Origin of the sequence: Desulfovibrio fairfieldensis (genome assembly GCF_001553605.1) — a bacterium.
Lineage (GTDB): Bacteria > Desulfobacterota > Desulfovibrionia > Desulfovibrionales > Desulfovibrionaceae > Desulfovibrio > Desulfovibrio fairfieldensis.
On record NZ_CP014229.1, the window covers coordinates 2,391,291 to 2,410,049 of the forward strand.

Below are 18,759 nucleotides of genomic sequence, written 5' to 3' on the forward strand. Positions count from 1 at the left end.
CGGGGAGAACATATGCAGGATACGGTCACTCAGAGCCAGGCTATGGATATTCAGCGCATTTTGAGCATTCTGCCCCACCGTTACCCTTTTCTCCTGGTGGACCGGGTGGTGGAATGCGTGCCGGGCTCGCATATCAAGGCTTATAAAAACGTCAGCGTCAACGAACCCTTTTTCCAGGGCCATTTTCCCGGCGTGCCGATCATGCCGGGCGTACTGATCCTGGAGGCCCTGGCCCAGACCGGCGGTCTGCTGGCCGCGGCGGGCATGGGCGACCTCGCGGACAAACTCTTTCTTTTCACCGGCCTGGACGGCGTGAAGTTCCGCCGTCAGGTGGTTCCCGGCGACCGCCTGGACCTGGAATGCTCCAATATGCGCATGAAGCTGAAGCTCTGCAAGATGGAAGCCCGCGCCTTTGTGGACGGCAAGCTGGCCGCCGAGGCCCGGATTACGGCCGCCATCGGCGACAGACCGGGAGCCTGAGATGCGCGTGGCCCTTGTCCACTACTGGCTTGTCGGCATGGCCGGCGGCGAGCGGGTGCTGGAAGCGCTCTGCCGCATGTACCCGCAAGCCGACATCTTCACCCATGTGCTGGACCGCAGGGCCCTTTCCCCGGACATTGCCGGGCACCATATTGAAACAACGTTCATCAACCGTCTGCCCGGCAGCCGGAAGCAGTACCAGCGTTACCTTCCGCTCATGCCTCTGGCACTGGAGCAGCTTGACCTCACGGGCTATGATCTGGTCATTTCCAGCGAGTCCGGCCCGGCCAAGGGCGTGATCACCCGCGCGGACAGCCTGCATGTCTGTTACTGCCACACGCCCATGCGTTACCTCTGGGATACCTGGCCCGACTACATGGCCTCGGCCGGGGCGCTTACCCGTCTGGGCATGCGCCTGCTGCTGCCGGGCCTGCGGCGCTGGGATCTGGCCAGCTCCTTTCGGGTGGACCATTTCGTGGCCAATTCGCGCACTGTGGCCCGGCGCATCCGTAAGCACTGGCGGCGTGAGGCGGCGGTAGTCTACCCGCCGGTGAATATCGCGGCCTTTACCGCGCGTGAGCGGCCGGGCGGGGAGTTTTATCTCTGCCTTGGCCGATTGACGCATTACAAACGGGTTGATCTGGCGGTCAAGGCCTGTTCGCGGCTGAATCGGCCCTTAGTGGTTGTCGGGAAAGGAGAGGCGCTTAAAACCCTACAGGCCGAAGCCGCGCCCTGCGTCCGCTTTCTGGGCCGTCAGGATGACGTTGCGGTGGCGGATCTGTTGGCCCGCAGCAAAGCCCTGCTTTTCCCCGGCGAAGAGGACTTCGGCATCGTCCCCCTGGAAGCGGCGGCCTCGGGCACGCCTGTACTGGCCTATGGCCGGGGCGGCGCCACGGAAACGGTATGCGACGGCGTCACCGGACTCTTTTTCACGGAACAGAGTGCGGAGGCAGTGGAATCCGCCATTCTGGAGTTCGAACGCCGGGAGCGGGATTTTGACCCCCAGCTACTGCGCCGTCACGCCGAGAGCTTCGGCGAGGAGCGCTTCAGACAGGAATTCGCGCGGCAGGTGGAACTGGCGCGGACGGCGCAAAGCCGTCCGCCGGAAATTCAATAAGCGCCATAGCCGGAAAGCACCACCGGCACGGTTCTGCCCAGAATCCACAAATCCATCCAGACCGACCAGTTGTTGATGTAATAGTGGTCGTAGGCCACACGCTCCTCATAGCTGGTGTCGTTGCGGCCCGAAATCTGCCACAGTCCGGTGATGCCGGGCTTGACGCGACAGTATTCGTCATAGACTTCGCCGTACTTCTCGATTTCCCCGCTCACAATGGGGCGCGGCCCCACAAGGCTCATGCCGCCCAGAACCACATTGATGAGCTGCGGCAGCTCGTCCAGGCTGGTCTTGCGCAGAAAAGCCCCCATGCGGGTGACCCGGGGGTCATGCTTGAGCTTGTGGTCGCGCTCCCATTCCTCACGCAAGGCGGGGTCGCGAGCCAGCCAGTCTTCAAGCACAGCGTCGGCATTGGCCGCCATTGTCCGGAATTTATAGATTTGCAGCGCCCGGCCGCCCTGGCCGATACGCTGCTGCCGGTACAGGATCGAACCGGGGCTGTCCAGACGGATCAGCAGGCCCAGAATCAGGCCCAGCGGCAGAAGCACAGGCAGGATCAGCAGGCAGAAAAAGAGATCAATACAGCGCTTCATCCGCAAGCGGCGTTTATCATGCAGATTCTGGCGCAAGAGCAGGCCCACGACATTGCCCAGGTCGCGCGGCGTCAGCCAGTAACATTTGAAGTCTTCCCCGAAGGAGGGCACCAGCAGCACCTTGCTGAAGTAGCGGTTGACTTCCGTGACGTAATCCAGCACCTGCCCCTGCCCGACCTTTTGCAGAATCAAGGCTATGGCGTTGGGCCAGCGCCGCGCGGCGGTGCCCAGCAGTTCCCGCACGCGCAGTGCATCATCGGGCAGGCCGAAAATTTCCACCGGCATCAGGCCCCGCTCCGGATGGCGTCTGAGGTAGTGCCAGAGATCGCGCCCCCGGTCGCTACGGTCCAGAATGATCAACGGCCTGCCCCACCAGCTTTTCCGGCAGAAGCGGCGGCGGCAGATGCCGCGCAGGGTGGGCAGGGTAAAAATGGTGGCGGCCCAACTGCCCAGAATGACCAAGCGCGAATACAGGTCCCCGGTTTTTGCCAGAAAAAGCGCGGCCAGGATCATGCAATACGTCAGGCTGATCATCAGGAAGAGGGCTTTCAGTTCGCGGTGCGGCGGCAGGCTGATGCTCTGGTACAGGCCCAGGCTTGCGCCGAGCAGCGGCCCCAGCAGCAAAAGCGGCAGCACCCAGCGGTAAAGGATGGAGTCAAGATTGTCAAAAGCCGCACGCAGCAAAAAAACCGCAATGGCCGTGCCCAGCAGGGCCAGAAGGTCGGACAGCACAAGCAGAACTTTCTGCGGCGACAGGCCGAAGCGGCGCAACAGGCGGATGGCGGGAGAAAACTGGGACATGACTGACTTGACCGTAGGCGGTAAGAGGCTGGCACAGATCACAGACGCCGTTCGCCACGCTTTGCCTGAAAACACGAGCAGGGCCGCGCCCTTCCAGACGTACTTTCAACATTATATTTTTGTTAGTATAGCCCGCCTCGGCATGGAGCACAAGACCTCCGCACCTCCGCCGCGCGGCGGACAACCTTCCGGCGAAAGCGACCTTGCGTCAGGCGCGCGCTTCTGTTACAAAAAATTCTTGTTTTGCCGGGGTCCGGCCGACGCATACGCGTTCAAGGCCGCAGTCTGTTGTTCTGTCTTCTTTCGATGGGGGAAAATGAGCATGAAAAAATTTTTTGTCTGCGCACTGCTGGCTTCGCTGCTGGCCGCCGTGCCCGCCTTTGCCAAAAAGAGCTACGTAAACGGCATTGACCCCAACTACCCGCCCTTTGCCTACATGGATGAAAAGACCGGCCAGGCCGCCGGTTTTGACGTGGATTCCCTGAACTGGATCGCCAAGACCATGGGCGTGGAAATCACCCATAAACCCATGGCCTGGGACGGCATTATTCCGGCCCTGCTGGCAAAACAGATCGACATGGTCGGCTCCGGCATGAGCATCACGCCGGAACGCTCCAAGATGGTGCAGTTCTCCGATCCCTACTGGACCGTTTCGCGCGTTTTTCTGGTGCCCGCCGATTCCAAGCTGACGCCTGAAGACATCCTGAGCCAGAAGATCAAGCTGGGCGTGCAGCGCGGCACTTCCGAAGCCAACGCCATCAAGCAGGAGCAGCAGGAAAAGGGGTATCCCTTTGAACTGCGCTTCTATGAATCCGCGCCTCTGGCCGTGGAAGACCTGCTCAACGGCCGCATCCAGGCCGCGCTCATGGACGAACTGCCCGCCGACGACGCCATCACCAAGGGCCGCGCCGTGAAAAAGGCCGGCACCCACGGCAAGCCCGACGGCTTCGGCGTGGCTCTGCGCAAGGACGACAAAGAGTTGCGCGCCCTGATCGACGAAGGCTACCGCAAGCTCATGGCCGATCCGTACTGGAAGGAACTGCAGAAAAAGTATCTGAACAAGTAAGCGGAGGCGGCCCGGCCGCCTTCGACATTCGTTCCCGCGTCCTGCCGTGACAACGCGACACGGCGCGGACCGCCGGGCTTTTCCGGCGGTCCGCGTTGCGCGGTGATTTGACTGCAAATTTTCTGCCCGGCGCTGCCCATGAATTCACTGACCGTCGTTTTCAACGCCCTGCCCGCCATCCTGGCCGGAAGTTTCGTGACCATCGGCAACGTGACCGCGTCCTTGGCCATGGGGCTGGTGCTGGGCGTGCCGCTGGCCGTGGGCCAGGTCTACGGCGGCCCGTGGCTGCGTCGGCTGGTGGCGCTGTACGTCTGGTTTTTCCGGGGCGTGCCCATTCTGGTGCTGCTTTTTCTCTGCTACGGCCTGTTCATCAGCTTGGGCCTGCCTGCCGATCCCTTTCTGATCTGCTGCCTGGTGCTCGGCTGTACCAGTACGGCTTATCAGTCCCAGATTTTCCGCGGGGCCATCGAAAGTCTGCCCCAAGGGCAGCTCAAGGCGGCGCGCGCCTTGGGCATGAATGATTTCACGGGCATCCGCTGCATTGTTCTGCCCCAGGCCCTGCGCCTGTCCATCCCCGGCTGGGCCAACGAATTTTCCATTCTGCTCAAGGACTCGGCCATCTGCTACGTCCTGGGCACTCAGGACATCATGGCCCGCACCTCCTTTGTGGCCGCGCGCACCCACGAGCATCTGGCGCTCTACGCCGCGGCGGGTCTGATCTATTTCGTGCTGACGCTGGTGGTGCTCAAACTGCTGCGCCGCCTGGAAGACAACGTCCATGTGCCGGGCTATTCCACGGGAATGGGCATGGAAGGCATGGGAGCGGGGTAAGCCATGTGCGCAGAACAGGAAGTGGTATTGCGGGTTGAGGGTATCTCCAAGCAATTGGGCGGCAGGCCTATTCTGGACAATTGCTCGCTGACGGTCCGCCGGGGCGAGCTCAAGGTGCTTATCGGTCCCTCGGGCGCGGGCAAGAGCACGCTTCTGCAGTGCATCGACTGCCTGATTCCGCCGGATTCCGGTGAAATCTGGCTGGAGGGCGAACGCCTGGAGATGCGCGACAAGCGCAAGCTCTGCGCCTTCCGCGCCCAGGTGGGGATGATCTTTCAGGATTTCAATCTCTTCGACCACCTCACGGCCGAGGAAAATGTGGCTATCGCCCTGCGCAAGGTGCGCGGCATGTCCCGCAGGGACGCCAAGGCCCGCGCCCTGGAAGAACTGGGCCGCGTGGGCCTGGCCCGGCGCGCCCTGCTCTACCCGGCCCAGCTTTCGGGCGGCCAGAAGCAGCGCGTTGCCATCGCACGGGCCCTGGCCATGGACCCTAAAGTCATTCTGCTGGACGAGCCCACCTCGGCCCTGGACCCGGAGCTGGTGGGCGAAGTGCTGGCCGTGATCCGGGATCTGGCGCGCGGCGGCATGACCATGATCATGGCTACCCACCAGATGGATTTCGCCCGGGCCCTGGCCACGGAAATCCTGTTCATGGAGCGCGGCAGAATCATTGAACAGGGCATTCCGGACGACCTGCTGGCCGAGGGTTCGGCCACGCGCACCCGTGATTTCTGCGCCCGCCTTCTGGAAATGGGGGCCTAGAGAGATATTACGCCGCCTGCGGCGGCGCGCAGGTCCTTACGGGTTTGCGAATTGTAAACATTCCGAGCATAGGTATGCTCTCGATTTTCGCAGGATCGTCAGCGAAAAAACATGGTTTTTCGCTGACTCACGGCGGCTGCGCCGCCGCAAAACCCTACTGGTTTTGTGTGTCTGATTTGAAAAATCAGACACTAGCCACCGGGAACACGCATGTTGGATACGGTCTTTTTCAGCCATGAGCTGCTGCCCGCCCTGAACAGGGGGCTGCTGGTCTCCCTTGCCCTGATCATCCCCGCCGGTAGTCTGGGCTTTGTGGGCGGCGTGCTCATCGGCTGCATGCGCACGTTCGGCCCGCGCTGGCTGCGCCGCCTGGGCGACTGGTACACCGCCATCCTGCGCGGCGTGCCCCTGGCCGTGCAATTAATGATGATCTACTACGCCCTGCCCAAGCTGGGCATCTATTTCGCGCCCTACGGCGCGGCCCTGACTTCCTTCATCCTCTGCACGGCGGCCTATCAGTCGGAATATATACGCGGGGCCCTGCTTTCCATCCGCCAGGGACAGATCCGCGCGGCCCAGGCCCTGGGCTTCAGCACCTGGCAGACCGTGGCCTGGATCGTTGTGCCCCAGGCCGCCCGCCGGGCCCTGCCCGGCTGCGGCAATGAAATCATCTATCTGATCAAGTACAGCTCCCTGGCCTATCTGGTGACCTGCATGGAACTGATGGGCGAAGGCAAGGTGGTGGCCTCGGACACCTTCCGCTTCACCGAAGTCTTCATCACCGTGGGTGCCTACTATCTGATCATGGTCACCCTGGCCACCTGGCTGCTGCGCTGGCTGGAAAAACGCTTTCATGTGCCGGGCTTCGGCGCACGCTGACAAAACCGTTCATCACAACAGCCGGCCGCCGGACGGAATGCGTACTTTTGCGGTACGAACCCGACCGACGACCGGCTGTCTGTTGTCGCAATTCAGATGCAATGCCGCTGCGCGGCAACTTCCGGGGTCCGCCCTCAGTAAAAGCCGTCCGTGAAAAGCTGCATCTTTCCGCGCGGCAAGGGTTTCTCGTCTGAAACTCCCTACTGCTCCAGCTCGCTTTTCAGCCAGGCCTTGATCCCGGGGGTAGGTTCGCTGATGCCGCGCCACGTGCCGTGGGCCTGACGGAAATCCGCCAGCAGGCTGTCCGGCAGAGGCACGCTGATGAGATCGTCGGCCCGCTCGGAATTACGCCGCACCAGACGCACCACCGGCGGGTCCTGCCAACTGTCCACCACAAAATAATGGGAAACATCCTCTTTGGAGCGCACCGGCGGGTATTCGGCATGCCAGTCGTTGTTGCCCCATTCCAGATACATGGTCACCGCATGTTCCGGCGTGAGATTCCAATCTATATCGTAGAGCGCGAAATCTTTCAGGCTCGGCATGGTAGCCTCCTTGCAACGGACTTTAGAGCATTTAACGCTTGAAATGCTCGTTTACGACGAGCAAAACCCGACTACTCGCATTTCACGACAAGGATTTACGGACAAATCTTTACAGAGCGGTTGACGCATTCCGTGTATCAACCCCTCTATTTATTAATAATATTTATTAATAAATCTGGCAACCCCGGCCCGCCACCAGGCGGTTCAGTCTTTCATCCGCTCTTTGAGCTGGCGCTGCACTTCCCGCCCGCTTTCGGCCCGCTGACTGCGGCGGGCGCTTTCCGCCTCGGCCATACGCTGGCGGCGGATGCGTTCCAGGCGCATCTGCTGGGCCTTTTCCCGCTGATCGCGGGCCTGCTCCAGAAGTTTTTCCCGCTTGCGATCAAAGACCAGGGTGGTGTGCAGGGCCCCGATGCCGATGGCGATGATGGTGATAATGACCGCCAGCACTTTCTGGATGGACCACTGATTTTCGCCCAGCAGATTCTTGAGCCAGCCCAGATAAAGACTGTCGCCCCAGAAGACCACGATGGGCACGCCGATGAAACAGAACAGCAGGCCCACAATCTCCACCCAGATAAAAGTCTTGCCCATGGTCAGGGCGAAAAGCGTGCCGTCACGTACCATGCGCAGGAACTTGAGACGCTTTTTCAGATTGCGCAGCAATTCATTGAGCCGGGGCGTGGTGTCCTGCGCGCGCTTGAAGGTTTCGGCCTCGTTGAAGTTGCAGGCAAAGGCCCAGTTGATGATGCCCGCGCTTTCGTTGAAATCGCTGCTGAAGTCGCGCAGGACAGAGGGGAAGGGGAACCAGGAAGCCTCGTCGCGGATTTCCTGCAACACGTCCAGGTAATACTTGTAGCGGTTGCGCAGCTCCTCCACCTCGCGCTGGATGCTTTCTTCCAGCTCCTTTTCCAGCACCGGGCGCTGCTCCACCACCTGGAGAAACGCAATATAGTTATTGATGTTGCTCAGAGCTTCCAGCTTATGGATCTTGCTTCCGAGCTGCAACTGCACCGGATGGTCCGGCGGAAACCAGTCATTGAGCCGGGCCTCCAGAGCGTTGATTCTGGTCCGCTCCTCTTCGGCGTTCTTCTTGGCCTCGGCCCAGAGATCATAGAGCGAGGAAAGGATCAGCAGGCGCCCGCGCTCCAGTCCGGGATCAATGAGCACGCGGTTGAAATAGGAAGGCTCCTCCCGGACCAGCTTAGTGATCTGCTCCAGCACCTGCTCGGCAAAGCCCATTTTGACCCGGCAGACAATGCCCCGGTACTGCACGTCGCGCCATTGGGGCATGACCCGCCAGACCTGGGCATACTGCTCGATGGCCGGGCCGTACTGGCCCTGCTCTTCCGAGAGCCGTCCCTGCAGAAATTCATTCCAGGCCTGAAGCGTGGGGGCCGGAGTCAGGCTGGCCGCTTCGCGGAAGCAGGCCGCCGCATGGCTGAAATCATTCTTCTCAATGAGCAGAAAAGCCCGCACCATGCGCAGGCGCGGATCGCGCTGGTGGCGGGTAATGGTCTGGAGTACCTTTTTTTCGAGATCGGACAGTTCGTCGGACGCGGCGCGGGCCAACTGGTCCAGCAGATCCCAGGCCGGGCTGTCGTCGCGGGTGGGCTTTTCCTCGTCCTGGTCCGGCTCGCGCATGCGGTAGAGCCAGTGCCGGGGCACGTTGCGCAACTGGCCCGGACCGTTGATGTCCAGCACGGCCTGCATCAGCAGGGCCGCGTCGTCCTTGCCCTCCAGCAGTTCCTCGTAGCCCTCCACGCTGTCCTGTCCCAGCACCATCTCAATGCGCCGGAAGGCCTCGTTGATGTTTTCCAGGTCCAGGCCCGCCAACTCGTCCCAGATTTCAGGCCTGCTCGGAAAATAGGTGCGCGTGGGGCACTCCGCCGCCGTATGGCTGGGAATGCCGCAATAAAAGCAGCCCCCGGCTCCGCTGCTGCCCACGGTAAGCCGCCCGGCCATGAGCAGGGGGATGGAACGGACGCTGATGCTGTTTTCGTCCAGCAGCACGTTGCACCAGCTGTCCATGCTGGCCTGCTCGCCGGTAAAACGCAGATCACGCACCGTGAAGCCGTCGCCCAACAGATAGGCATTGCGATAACTGATGTACGGGAAATCCGGCATCAGATTGTCCCATTGCAGGCCGATTTTTTTGGGAAGGTCGGTATTGAAATTGAGATTGTTGCGGTCGGCAACCACGCAGACGCAGGGCCAGTAGGTGCCGGGTTCGTTCTGCTCCTTGTCGAAGCTGCGCAGATAGTCGCGCAAAAAGGTGCGCAGCATCAGCAGATTGTCCACGGCCACCATGACGAAGGTTTCGTGCACGATGGACTTGATCTTGTGCTTTTGCAGCAGCGCCTCGACGCGCTTGAACATGGAGCTCCAGCCGTTCTGAAAGGCCTTGTCCAGGGGGCTGCCCAGAGGGTGCAAAATGGCGAACCAGGCTTGGGTGGAGGAGTACGGCATGCGCACGTCCACCACGGGCGTGGCCCAGTCCACGGAAGCCATGCCCTGGCGGCCCGGACGGCTTTCAAAGGAGATGCCGGGCAGGGCGCTGCGCCCTTCCCGGCTCTTGGGATGCACCCAGACTTCCAGACTGTCCCTGACCAGCATTTCCTGGGCCCGCAATGCGCCGTCCAGGGAAAGACCGGCGTCGCGCTTGCTGCTCAGTTGCAGGCGGCCGGGGAAAAGCTCAATGCTGACGGCCAGTTCATTGAAATTGCCCCAGACCATCAGCCGGGCCAGGGCCAGAAAAACGTCGTCGGTGAAGAAGAACCAGAGGGCCTGCTCGCGCTCCTCGCCCACCAGCATGCCGCCGTAGTTGAGCAGGGTCTGGTTCACCGCCGGCGTGAGATTGTTGTGCCAGCAGACCCAGAGCACATGGCCCATGGTGCTCATGTGCACGTCCTTGCCCTCGGGCAGGCGGGCCAGAAGCTGCGATAACTGCGCCATCAATAAAATCCTTTATGGCCGGGCGGCCTGCATATATACTTGCCGCAATCAGCCACTCTTTCAACCAAGGCGGTCTTCATGGATATTAACAAAACTCTTCAGGAACTCAAAGCCCGCCCCGGCTTCACCGAACACGTGGGCATGATGCTCGTGCACAACGGCGTGGTGCGCGGCTGGTCCCGCAAGGACCATGCGCCGGTCAGCGCCGTGCGCGTCAGCCATGACAACGCGAAAATGCGCGAAATCTGCCGCGAGATGGAACAGCGCCCCGGCATTTTCGCCATTGTCGCCCAGGCCGAGGAGGGCTTGCTCAAACCCGGCGACGACCTGCTCTTTCTGGTGGTGGCCGGGGATATCCGCGAGCATGTCAAAGCGACGTTCGCCGAACTGCTGGACCGGATCAAGGCCGAAGCCGTCATCAAGCAGGAATACCACGAGGCCTGAGACCGGCGCGTCTTCCCCTCTTCCTGCCTTATCGGCCGCTTGCGCCCGGCGATTAGCCGGATAGTCCGGCTTTTCGCGCGGCGGCTTGAGCCGCGGGCGAGAAGATCAACCAGTCCATTGTCCGGCTCGACGACATGGCCAGACAAAGCGCCCCGGCCCAGGGGCTTGCCAATCTGATCCAGGAACTGAAAGAAGCATAACAAGGTCGATCCCGCAGCCTGCTCTCTTCTTCCGCTGCCGGTAAGGACGCTCCGCAACAGACGGCGGGGCGTCCTTTTTATTGCTGCATCCATCGCACTATATAAAATATAATAATTTAATTTTTCAACTGATATGCAATCTTCCATTCCACACGGCATATTTTGCAAATAAGGAAAATACAGCGCCATAATTTTGTTCATTTTTGTTGTTTTTTTACTTAATTTTACAAATACTACATTTTGCACTAAAGATAGTTCATTTTATTACGATATGAAGGTAATTGACAAATTATGCGCCGATTCCCGGACTACGCCCAGGTGGGGCTGCGCAGGCGCGACAGCGAGAATGCGGAGAGCGGCGTTCCGGGCGACAAACCCATGGATCAGAAACGGAGTATTCCGGAGTGGCCCGTGCCGGACAGCGCTTAAAGCTGTCCGCCGCGCGCAGGAGTATCATGAGACAGATAAACGGACATCCCCTCCTTTCCCTGAATCGCTGTGACCGGCCCGGCGCCGGTCCGGCGCGCCATTCTTTGCGGCAGAGAGAGAGAGAGAGAGAGAGAGAGAGAGAGAGAGAGAGATTAACGGGATCAATCCCCGCCTGTTAACCGGTCCCGCCGTTATCAGCCTTGCTTCTCCCGGCCTGGGGAGAAGCGGGCTTTTTATTTTCGACCGGCATCCCCTGCCGGCCAATCCTTCCACAACATCGCCCATGATCCCCCCCCACTCAAAGGAGAAACGCAGATGAAACTGTCCACTAAAATTTCCGCCAGCATGGGCTCACTAACTGTGCTGATCGCCATTCTTGCAGTATATCTCTTGATGCAGATGCAAAGCATCAATGAGACAGCCACAGTCATGGGCGAAAGAAATATTCCGGTCATTGACTTGGCGGGCAAGCTGAATAATGACGTTTCGGAATACCGTATCGCGGAGGTGCTCCACATCTACGCCACTGATCCCGCAGTGATGAAAAATGATGAAAAGGAATTGGCCAAGGGAAAAAAGAGGACCAGCGGCTATCTGGCCGACCTCAACGGCCTTGTCAAAGAGGGAGAGGTCAAGGCGGTTCTGGAACTGGTCAATACCGGTCTGAACGCATACTACGCCCTGTCCGACAAGATGCTGGACATCTCCCGGCAAAATCATACGGAAGAAGCCGTTCAACTGCTGCTGGGGGACTCGCATACTTCCTACCGGAAACTGAGCGACGCTCTCAACGCTCTGGTGGCGGCGGCCAAGAAAAACGCCGATGGCATGAACGCCGAGGCCGACGCCATGTTCGCAAGAAGCAATATGATCGGCATCGGCCTGACCATGCTGTCCATTCTCATCGCCGTGGGACTGACCATTCTTATCGTGCGTAACGCCGTGCGCCAGTTGGGCAAGGATCCCGGCGAACTGAACGCCATCGCCCACCGCGTGGTGGACGGCGATTACAATATCGACGACGGCAGTAAAAAAATGGGAGTGTACGGGGCCATTGTGGAAATGGTCAACGCCCTGGAAACCAACATTGAGAATGCCCGGCGCGAGTCGGAAAACGCCAGGGAGCAGTCCCGCAAAGCCCAGGAAGCCATGCAGCGGGCCGAGGCCGCCAGCCAGGAGGCCCAGTCCAAAACCGAGGCCATGCTGGTGGCCGCCGACAAGCTGGAACAGGTGGGCAGCGTGGTTTCCTCCGCCTCCACCGAGCTTTCCGCCCAGATCGAGCAGTCCGACCGGGGCGCGGCCGAGTCCGCCCAGCGCCTGTCCGAAGCGGCCACGGCCATGAACGAAATGAACGCCACGGTTCAGGAAGTCGCCAGAAACGCCGGTTCCGCCTCCAATGCCTCCGCCGAAACCAAGCAAAAGGCCGAAGCCGGAGCCGAAGTGGTGGCAAAGGCCGTGCGCAGCATTGATCAGGTCCATCAGATGTCCCTGGAGCTCAAGGACGACATGACCCAGCTTAACGGGCACGCCCAGGACATCACCCGGATCATGGGCGTCATCTCGGACATCGCGGACCAGACCAACCTGCTGGCCCTCAACGCGGCCATTGAGGCCGCCCGCGCGGGCGATGCCGGGCGCGGTTTCGCCGTGGTGGCTGACGAGGTGCGCAAACTGGCTGAAAAGACCATGGCCTCCACTCAGGATGTGGGCAACGCCATCAAGGCCATTCAGGAAAGCACATCCAAAAGCATGACCGGCGTGGATCAGGCCGTGGAGCGCATCGGAGAAGCCACGGAACTCGCTGGCCAATCCGGCGCGGCCCTGGAAGAAATTGTGACCACCGTGGAAGCCACGGCGGACCAGGTCAACGCCATCGCCACGGCCAGCGAGGAGCAGTCCGCCGCCAGCGAGGAAATCAACCAGTCCATCGTCCAGGTCAACGACATGGCCCGCCAGACCGCCGAGGCCATGGCAGAGGCCGCCAAGGCCGTGTCCGACCTGGCCGCCCAAGCCCAAGGTCTGACCAATCTGATCCAGGAATTGAAAGAGGCATAACAAGGTCGATCCCGCAGCCTGCTCTCTTCTTCCGGCTGCCGGTAAGGACGCTCCGCAACAGACGGCGGGGCGTCTTTTTTATTGTTACATCTGTTGCTGTTTATGAAATATAATGATTTAATTTTTCAACAAATATTCTGTTTTTATTTTACACTGAATAGGTTTTCTTATAGGGAAATAACACGCCATAATTTATGAATTTTTTACTTAATTTTATAAATACAGCATTTTACACTAAAGATAGTTCATTTTATTACGATATAAAGGTAATTGGCAAATTATGCGCCGATTCCCGGACAGCGCCCAGGTGGGGCTGCCAGGCGGAAATGCGGAGAGCGGCGTTCCGGGCGACAAGCCCATGGATCAGAAACGGATTATTCCAGGAGTGGCGCCGTGCCGGACAGCGCTTAAAGCTGTTCGCCGCGCAGGAGTGACATGAGACAGCTAAGCGGACATCTCCTTCATTCCCTGAATCGCTGTGACCGGCCCGGCGCCGGGCCGGTGCGCCATTCTTTGCGGCAGAGAGAGAGAGAGAGAGAGAGAGAGAGAGAGAGAGAGAGAGACTGAACCGCTGAGCGAAGCGGATCTTTTTTCGTATATTTTTTTAAAGGGTTGCATTCCTTCTGAGATAAGGAATGCGACCCTTTTTGTATTTACGGGTACAGGCGCGTTCAACCGGACGTATCGGATCAGCGGCGGGGCCCGCACATACTTCAAGAGAGGAGATTCGACACAAAACTGTCTACGAAAATTTCCGCCAGCATGGGCTCATTGATCGTGCTGATCGCCATTCTGGCCGTCTAAGCCGTGCTGCGCCGGAAGGAAGCTATCTGCAATTAAGGAGGAGCGTAATGAAAAATCTCAAAATCTGGATGAAAATGGCAATCGGGCTGGGCGCGATCATTCTGCTGCTCGCCGTCCTCAGCGTCTTGACGTCCTCCCTGCTGCGCGGGGTGAACAAGGAGGCGCTGGCCCTTCAGGATGAATACCTGCCCATTCAGGACATTGCCACCCAGTTGAACGCTAATGTCCTGCGTGTTCCTGCGCTGATGAACGACTACCTGCTCACGGGCAAGAAAGAGACCTATGAGCACCTGGAAGATGTCTTCAAAACCATACGGCAGAAATTCGCCGACATGGCGGACCTGCAGGCCAGGTTCCCGCATTTGAACGCCGGGTTCGTGGCCAAAGCCAAAACGGCTTATGATGCATTGGAACAAACCGTCCATGCTTCGCACGACACCCATGAAAAGTTCATGGCTCAGCGCACTCACATGATCAATACCGGCGCGAAACTGGTCCAGGAAGTGGCGGCCTTTGTCGCTGCGGAAGGGGCCATGCAGCAGGAGGCCCTGCGCGCGCAGGACACAGCGGAATTGAACAGAATCTTGCCGCTGATCCGTGAAGCCAACCTGATTCTGGACGGGGTCAACGCCATCCGCGCGAGCATGATGCGCAGCCTGGCCGAACAGAACAGAAGCTATGCCAAAGACAATGTGCCCGTGCGTTTTCCGGCTCTGCTCAAGCGCGTGGACGATCTGAACACAATGGTTTTCAACCCGCGCATTCAGGAAATCCTGAAATCGCTGCGCGCCAGCGTCGTGAATTTCCGCGATGTGCAGATCAGTATGCAGCAGCTCTGGGACGAGCAGGAAAAGCTGACCGCCGCACGCGTTCCGGCGCGTGAAGCCACCCTCACGCTCATGCAGCAGGTGGTCGACAGAGCCGACGAAATGCAGAACACGGCCATGTCCCATATGACCGGGGCTGTAAACAACTCCATAAACGTGACCCTGGCCATCTGCATGATCACCCTGCTCATCACCATGGCCGTGGGCTTCGGCCTGACCCGCTCCATCACCGTGCCGGTGGCCCAGGCCCTGCGCTTCGCCCAGGCCGTGGCCGGAGGACGCCTGGACCAGCGCCTGGGCCTGCACCGCAGGGATGAAATCGGCCAGCTTTCCGAAGCCCTGGACAGCATGGTTGATTCGCTGAACGAAAAAATCAACGACGCCGAAAAGAAGTCCCAGGAAGCTGAAGAACAGTCGCGGAAAGCTCAGGAAGCCATGGAACAGGCCGAAGCCGCCGGACAGGAGGCCAGGGGCAAGACCCAGGCCATGCTGGTGGCCGCCGACAAGCTGGAAACCGTGGGCAATGTGGTTTCCTCCGCCTCCACCCAGCTTTCCGCCCAGATCGAACAGTCCGACCGGGGCGCGGCCGAGTCCGCCCAGCGCCTGTCCGAGGCGGCCACGGCCATGAACGAAATGAACGCCACGGTTCAGGAAGTGGCCAGGAACGCCGGTTCCGCCTCCAATGCCTCCACCGAGACCAAGCAAAAGGCCGAAGCCGGGGCCCAGGTGGTGGCAAAGGCCGTGCGCAGCATTGACCAGGTCCATCAGATGTCCCTGGAGCTCAAGGACGACATGACCCAACTTAACGGGCACGCCCAGGACATCACCAGGATCATGGGCGTGATCTCTGACATCGCGGACCAGACCAACCTGCTGGCCCTCAACGCGGCCATTGAGGCCGCCCGCGCGGGCGATGCCGGGCGCGGCTTCGCCGTGGTGGCCGACGAGGTGCGCAAGCTGGCGGAAAAGACCATGGCCTCCACTCAGGATGTGGGCAACGCCATCAAGGCCATCCAGGAAAGTACGGCCAAGAGCATGACCGGCGTGGATCAGGCCGTGGAACGCATCGGAGAAGCCACGGAACTCGCCGGCCAATCCGGAGCGGCCCTGGAAGAAATTGTGACCACCGTGGAGGCCACCGGCGACCAGGTCAACGCCATTGCCACGGCCAGCGAGGAGCAGTCCGCCGCCAGCGAGGAGATCAACCAGTCCATCGTCCAGGTCAACGACATGGCCCGCCAAACCGCCGAAGCCATGGCCGAAGCGGCCAAGGCCGTGTCCGACCTGGCCGCACAGGCCCAGAGCCTGACCAACCTGATCCAGGAACTGAAAGAAGCATAACAAGCTCGATCCCGCAGCCAGCTCTCTTCTTCCGGCTGCCGATAAGGACGCCCCGCAACAGACAGCGGGGCGTCTTTTTTTATTGTTACATCCGTTGCTGTTTATGAAATATAATGATTTAATTTTTCAGCAAATATTTTGTTTTCATTTTACACCGCACTGTTTTTTATAGGAAAATAACACGCCATAGTTTATGAATTTTTCTCATTTTTTACTTAATTTTATAAATACTGCATTTTCCACTAAAGATAGTTTATTTTCTTACGATATGCGATGTAATTGGTAATTATGTGCCAATTCCCTGCCGGCGCCAGGCTGCGCAGGCGCGACAGCGAGAATGCGGAGAGCGGCGTTCCGGGCGACAGGCCCATGGATCAGAAACGGGTTATATTTCAGGCATTGGCCCGTGCCGGACAGCGTTCAAAGCTGTTCGCCGCGCAGGAGTGGCATGAGACAGTTAAACGGGCATCCCCTCCTCTCCCTGAATCGCTGTGACCGGCCCTGCGCGGCCCTTCTTTGCGGCAAGAGAGAGAGAGAGAGAGAGAGAGAGAGAGAGAGAGAGAGAGAGAGAGAGAGAGAGAGAGAGAGAGAGAGAGAGAGAGAGTAACGGGGTCAATCCCCGCCTCTTAACCGGTTCCGCCGTTATCAGCCTTGCTTCTCCCGGCCTGGGGAGAAGCGGGCTTTTTTTGTTTGTGACCGGCCCCCCCTGCCGGCCAGTCCTTCCCTAATACGGCCCATGACCCCCCGAACTCAAAGGAGAAGCGCACATGAAACTGTCCACTAAAATTTCCGCCAGCATGGGCTCATTGATCGTGCTGATCGCCATTCTGGCCGCCTATCTGCTGGTGCAGATGGGCAGCGTCAACGAGATGTCCACGGTCCTTGCGGAGAGGAACGTCCCGATCATTGATCTGGCGGGCAAGCTGAACAATGACGTTTCGGAATACCGCATTGTGGAAGTGCGCCATATCTACGCCACGGATGCGGCTATAATGCAGGCCAATGAAAAAGAGCTGGCCGACTGGAAAAAAGCCGTCACCGGCTATCTGGCCGGGCTCAACAAGCTCATCAGAGAGGGCGGCCCGCTCAAGGCAACCTTTAACAAGGTTACCGCCCATCTGAACGGTTATTTCAGCATCTCCGACAAGTTGCTGACCATCTCCCGCGAGAACCATACGGAAGAGGCTGTTAAACTGCTGCTGGGCGACTCGCGCAAGGACTATGTCGACTTGAGCGCGCAACTCAACCAGCTTGTGGCCGAAGCCCGTAAAAATGCAGAGACCAGAAGCGCGGAAGGCGACGCCATGTACGAAAACAGCAATATGATCGGCACTACGTTGACCGTGCTGGCCATTCTGATCGCCGTGCTGCTCACCGTGCTGATCGTGCGCAACACCGTGCGCCAGTTGGGCAAGGACCCCGGCGAGCTCAACGGCATTGCCCTGCGGGTGGTGGACGGCGACTACAATATCGACGACGGCAGTAAAAAAATGGGCGTCTACGGGGCCATTGTGGAAATGGTCAATGCCCTGAAGCAAAATATTGAAAACGCCCAACGTGAATCTGAAAATGCCAGGGAACAGTCCCGCAAAGCCCAGGAGGCCATGGAACAGGCCGAAGCGGCGAGCAAGGAAGCGCAAAGCAAGACCGAGGCCATGCTGGTGGCCGCCGACAAGCTGGAACAGGTGGGCAGTGTGGTCTCCTCCGCCTCCACCGAGCTTTCCGCCCAGATCGAACAGTCCGACCGGGGCGCGGCCGAGTCCGCCCAGCGCCTGTCCGAGGCGGCCACGGCCATGAACGAAATGAACGCCACGGTCCAGGAAGTCGCCAAAAACGCGGGTTCCGCTTCGGCCGCCTCCGCCGAAACCAGGGAAAAGGCCGAAGCCGGAGCCGAAGTGGTGGCAAAGGCCGTGCGCAGCATTGACCAGGTCCATCAGATGTCCCTGGAGCTCAAGGACGACATGACCCAGCTTAACGAGCACGCCCAGGACATCACCAGGATCATGGGCGTGATCTCGGACATCGCGGACCAGACCAACCTCCTGGCCCTCAACGCCGCCATTGAGGCCGCCCGCGCGGGCGAGGCCGGACGCGGTTTCGCCGTGGTGGCCGACGAGGTGCGCAAGCTGGCCGAAAAGACCATGGCCTCCACTCAGGATGTGGGCAACGCCATCAAGGCCATCCAGGAAAGCACCTCCAAGAGCATGACCGGCGTGGACAACGCCGTGGAACGCATCGGCGAGGCTACGGAACTGGCCAGCCGGTCCGGTCAGGCTCTCCAGGAGATCGTGGCCACCGTGGAAGCCACCGGCGACCAGGTCAACGCCATCGCCACGGCCAGCGAGGAGCAGTCCGCCGCCAGCGAGGAGATCAACCAGTCCATCGTCCAGGTCAACGACATGGCCCGCCAGACCGCCGAAGCCATGGCAGAGGCCGCCAAGGCCGTGTCCGACCTGGCCGCGCAGGCCCAGGGGCTTACCAATCTGATCCAGGAACTGAAACAGGCCTGACGGATGTTCGCCTGAACGGGTGGCGGACCCGCCCGTTCAGGCCTCGTCCGCGCCGAATTCAAAGAGCAGCCAGCAGAAGATTTACGGCATCCCGCGTGAGTTTGAGGACAAGGATGCCGT

Annotated in this window: 17 protein-coding genes; 14 read left to right on the forward strand and 3 right to left on the reverse strand. The window is 59.8% G+C overall.

The features are described from left to right. Nucleotides 1-12 precede the first annotated feature (12 nt). The gene (gene fabZ / locus AXF13_RS10215; RefSeq protein WP_062253036.1) at nt 13-480 is read left to right on the forward strand and encodes a 3-hydroxyacyl-ACP dehydratase FabZ; all 468 of its coding nucleotides are present in this window, start codon (nt 13-15) and stop codon (nt 478-480) included. A gap of 1 nt (nt 481) precedes the next feature. After that, complete coding sequence (locus AXF13_RS10220; RefSeq protein WP_062253038.1) at nt 482-1,597, forward strand: glycosyltransferase; 1,116 nt, start codon at nt 482-484, stop codon at nt 1,595-1,597. Here the strand turns inward: AXF13_RS10220 and wbaP are convergent. Continuing rightward, nucleotides 1,591-2,991 (reverse strand): undecaprenyl-phosphate galactose phosphotransferase WbaP, encoded by a 1,401-nt coding sequence (gene wbaP / locus AXF13_RS10225; RefSeq protein ID WP_062253040.1) that lies wholly within the window; start codon nt 2,989-2,991, stop codon nt 1,591-1,593. The genes AXF13_RS10220 and wbaP overlap by 7 nt on opposite strands. A gap of 322 nt (nt 2,992-3,313) precedes the next feature. Here wbaP and AXF13_RS10230 point away from each other — a divergent pair, with 322 nt between their 5' ends. From AXF13_RS10230 to AXF13_RS10245, 4 genes are all read left to right on the forward strand, one after another. Further along, on the forward strand, nt 3,314-4,057 hold the full coding sequence (locus AXF13_RS10230) for an ABC transporter substrate-binding protein (protein WP_008685900.1): 744 nt from the start codon (nt 3,314-3,316) through the stop codon (nt 4,055-4,057). Nucleotides 4,058-4,195: 138 nt separating this feature from the next. Further along, nucleotides 4,196-4,888: an amino acid ABC transporter permease gene (locus AXF13_RS10235; RefSeq protein ID WP_062253042.1), complete on the forward strand. Its 693-nt coding sequence runs from the start codon at nt 4,196-4,198 to the stop codon at nt 4,886-4,888. A gap of 3 nt (nt 4,889-4,891) precedes the next feature. After that, nucleotides 4,892-5,650: an amino acid ABC transporter ATP-binding protein gene (locus AXF13_RS10240; protein WP_009301964.1), complete on the forward strand. Its 759-nt coding sequence runs from the start codon at nt 4,892-4,894 to the stop codon at nt 5,648-5,650. Nucleotides 5,651-5,860: 210 nt separating this feature from the next. Continuing rightward, nucleotides 5,861-6,529, forward strand: coding sequence for an amino acid ABC transporter permease (locus AXF13_RS10245; protein ID WP_008685903.1), 669 nt, complete (start codon nt 5,861-5,863; stop codon nt 6,527-6,529). Nucleotides 6,530-6,729: 200 nt separating this feature from the next. Here the strand turns inward: AXF13_RS10245 and AXF13_RS10250 are convergent, their stop codons facing one another. Both AXF13_RS10250 and AXF13_RS10255 read right to left on the reverse strand, forming a co-directional pair. After that, on the reverse strand, nt 6,730-7,074 hold the full coding sequence (locus AXF13_RS10250; RefSeq protein WP_062253044.1) for a DVU0772 family protein: 345 nt from the start codon (nt 7,072-7,074) through the stop codon (nt 6,730-6,732). Between the two features lie 204 nt (nt 7,075-7,278). After that, nucleotides 7,279-10,029 carry a hypothetical protein gene (locus tag AXF13_RS10255; RefSeq protein WP_062253046.1) on the reverse strand — a complete coding sequence of 917 codons (2,751 nt, stop codon included), beginning with the start codon at nt 10,027-10,029 and terminating at the stop codon, nt 7,279-7,281. 78 nt (nt 10,030-10,107) lie between these two features. Between AXF13_RS10255 and AXF13_RS10260 the strand changes: the two genes are divergently transcribed. From AXF13_RS10260 to AXF13_RS10275, 8 genes are all read left to right on the forward strand, one after another. Further along, a complete protein-coding gene (locus AXF13_RS10260) occupies nt 10,108-10,473 on the forward strand; it encodes a molybdenum cofactor biosynthesis protein MoaE (RefSeq protein ID WP_008685906.1) in 366 nt (121 codons plus the stop codon). Between the two features lie 491 nt (nt 10,474-10,964). Further along, nucleotides 10,965-11,102 carry a hypothetical protein gene (locus AXF13_RS17120; protein WP_190276341.1) on the forward strand — a complete coding sequence of 46 codons (138 nt, stop codon included), beginning with the start codon at nt 10,965-10,967 and terminating at the stop codon, nt 11,100-11,102. Between the two features lie 26 nt (nt 11,103-11,128). Continuing rightward, a complete protein-coding gene (locus AXF13_RS17125; protein WP_190276342.1) occupies nt 11,129-11,281 on the forward strand; it encodes a hypothetical protein in 153 nt (50 codons plus the stop codon). A 136-nt stretch (nt 11,282-11,417) separates the two neighbouring features. Continuing rightward, complete coding sequence (locus AXF13_RS10265; protein ID WP_062253048.1) at nt 11,418-13,157, forward strand: methyl-accepting chemotaxis protein; 1,740 nt, start codon at nt 11,418-11,420, stop codon at nt 13,155-13,157. Nucleotides 13,158-13,592: 435 nt separating this feature from the next. Further along, nucleotides 13,593-13,724 carry a hypothetical protein gene (locus AXF13_RS17385; protein ID WP_257721764.1) on the forward strand — a complete coding sequence of 44 codons (132 nt, stop codon included), beginning with the start codon at nt 13,593-13,595 and terminating at the stop codon, nt 13,722-13,724. Between the two features lie 284 nt (nt 13,725-14,008). Further along, nucleotides 14,009-16,129 (forward strand): HAMP domain-containing methyl-accepting chemotaxis protein, encoded by a 2,121-nt coding sequence (locus AXF13_RS10270; RefSeq protein ID WP_062253050.1) that lies wholly within the window; start codon nt 14,009-14,011, stop codon nt 16,127-16,129. A 491-nt stretch (nt 16,130-16,620) separates the two neighbouring features. Further along, a complete protein-coding gene (locus AXF13_RS16785) occupies nt 16,621-16,857 on the forward strand; it encodes a DUF3915 family protein (protein WP_150116152.1) in 237 nt (78 codons plus the stop codon). A gap of 39 nt (nt 16,858-16,896) precedes the next feature. Beyond that, nucleotides 16,897-18,639 carry a methyl-accepting chemotaxis protein gene (locus tag AXF13_RS10275; RefSeq protein ID WP_062253052.1) on the forward strand — a complete coding sequence of 581 codons (1,743 nt, stop codon included), beginning with the start codon at nt 16,897-16,899 and terminating at the stop codon, nt 18,637-18,639. Nucleotides 18,640-18,759 lie beyond the last annotated feature (120 nt).